Here is a 2,106-nt window from a genome sequence, read left to right as displayed (position 1 = left end):
GCCTGGACCTGCATGCCGACCACCGTGAGGTGGTGGCCCAGCCCGTCGTGGATGTCCCGGGCCACGCGGGTGCGTTCCCGCATCGTCGCCAGCTCCTCGGCCTGTGCGCTGAGGTCGCGCAGCCGGTCGTTGGCCACGGCCAGCTCGGACCTGGCCTGCTGCTCGCGCAGGTGCAGGGCGGCGAGGACGAAAGCGAACGCGCACGCGAGCCCGGTGCTGACGACCTGTCGCAGCCCGTCCACCATGGGCATCCCGACATGGACCAGCGGGACGAGCAGCGCGACGACGACCGCCCAACCGAGGGGCAGCAGCACGACGGCCTGCACGACCACCACGACGAGCAGCAGGGTGCTGCCGACGCCGGGACCGGCGACATCGAAGACGACGAACCCGAGCACCAGTGCGACGGTCACGTAGACGACTGCGGCCAGGCGTCCCCGGCCGAGCGCCCAGCGGTAGCCGGCCACCGACCAGGCCACGAACGCGACCCCCAGGGCGCCGGCCGGCAGCATCGAGCCGCTGGGAGCGGCCTCGAGCAGCATCACCAGCCACGCTGCTGCTGCCAGGGTCGGCAGCGCCCGGTTCACCGTCCCAATGTCGCGCCGACCTCCAGACGCGTCAACCACGCCCGGTCAGCGGCCTTGCCGCGACGAGACCGCGAAGGCTCAGGACTGGGTGCGCAGGTAGCGGCCGAAGTGCGGCACGGTGAAGGCGATGAGGCCGCGCTCCCCGGAGTAGATGAGGCCCTTCTTGATGAGGGCGTCGCGGGCGGGCGAGAGCGACTGCGGCTTGCGCCCAAGCACGTCCGCCACCGCGGACGTCGGCACCGCCTCGCGCTCGGCCACCCCTTCGCGGACGTATGCCGCGACATCGTCCGGGGAGCCCTCACCTCCCGAATCCGCTTCGTCTGCAGGCGGGTTCACGAGCGCGGCGTCCGCCATGGCGCGGAGGTACTCGCGCTCCGCCGGCGTCGCCCGCTCGAAGCGGGAGCCGAAGAATCCGACGGCGAGCTCGGACTCCGCCTCGGGCACGGCGACGCGGATGTCCTCGGCGGTCACGGGCGAGGAGGGAGCGACGTCCCACACCACCTTGCCGTAGGCCTGGATGAAGTACGGGTAGCCGGCGGTGACGGCATACATCTCGTCGAGGGCCTCGGGCGTGAACTCGCAGCCCTCCTCCGCGGCCGGACCGACGAGCGCACGGTCCGCGGAGTCGCGCGGCAGCCGGTCGATGCGCGAGTAGCGGAACAGCCTCTCCGAGTAGGACTTCGACGCCGAGAGGACGGCCGGCAGGTGCGGCAGCCCCGCGCCGACGACGATGACGGGCAGGCCCGACTGCGAGATCTCGTGGCATGCCGCGCAGAGCGCCGAGACGTCCTCGGGGTCGAGGTCCTGCATCTCGTCGATGAAGAAGGCGACCCCCTTGCCGACGTCGGCCGCGAGTCCCCCGATGTCGGTGAACAGCTCGACGAGGTCGATCTCGATGTCACCGGAGTCCGCCCGTCCGGTCACGGCCGGTGCGTCGATGCCGGGCTGCCACCTCTCGCGCAGCTTGGCCCCCGTCGGGGTGTCGCGCAGCGCGAAGGCCTTGATGCTGCCCAGCACCTGGTCGATGTCCTCCCCGCGCGGGTGGCCGAGCTCGCGCACCGCCTGGTGTGCGGCCGCGGCGAGCGGACGGCGCAGTCGCTGGTCGGGGCGCGCCTCGAACTTGCCGGTGCCCCAGTCGGCCCGGACGGCGGACGAGCGGAGGGCGTTGAGCAGCACCGTCTTGCCCACCCCGCGCAGTCCGGTCAGCACGATCGAGCGCTCGGCACGACCGCGGGCGATGCGCTCGAGGACGACGTCGAAGGTGCGCAGCTGCTCGTCCCGGCCGGCGAGCTCGGGCGGGCGCTGGCCGGCGCCCGGGGCGTACGGGTTCGTGATCGGGTCCACGCTCGGAGGCTATACGCGTCTCTACCGCAAACCTGAGACATCCGAATATGGCTTCATCGGCGCGTCGCGGCCCCCTCGCGCATGCACTGACTGGCGCGGATCAGGCGGTTGCACCTTCGGATTCCGTCGGATCCGCGCACAGAAAAACGCCGTTCCGCATGGTCAGGGGTGGTCA

The 2,106-nt window shown here is 72.0% G+C and carries 2 protein-coding genes; both read right to left on the bottom strand.

Going from position 1 to position 2,106, the window contains the following annotated elements:
- Positions 1-587, bottom strand: a 587-nt coding sequence (locus tag AC1DP0_RS21275; RefSeq protein ID WP_478088466.1) for a histidine kinase, incomplete at its 3' end; no start/stop codon positions are given.
- Between the two features lie 78 nt (positions 588-665).
- Positions 666-1,931 carry an ATP-binding protein gene (locus AC1DP0_RS21270; protein ID WP_478088463.1) on the bottom strand — a complete coding sequence of 422 codons (1,266 nt, stop codon included), beginning with the start codon at positions 1,929-1,931 and terminating at the stop codon, positions 666-668.
- Between the last annotated feature and the right edge of the window lie 175 nt (positions 1,932-2,106).

It is taken from the genome of Terrabacter sp. P5_B1, assembly GCF_056400505.1.
This window is presented reverse-complemented; position numbering and strand designations above follow the sequence as displayed.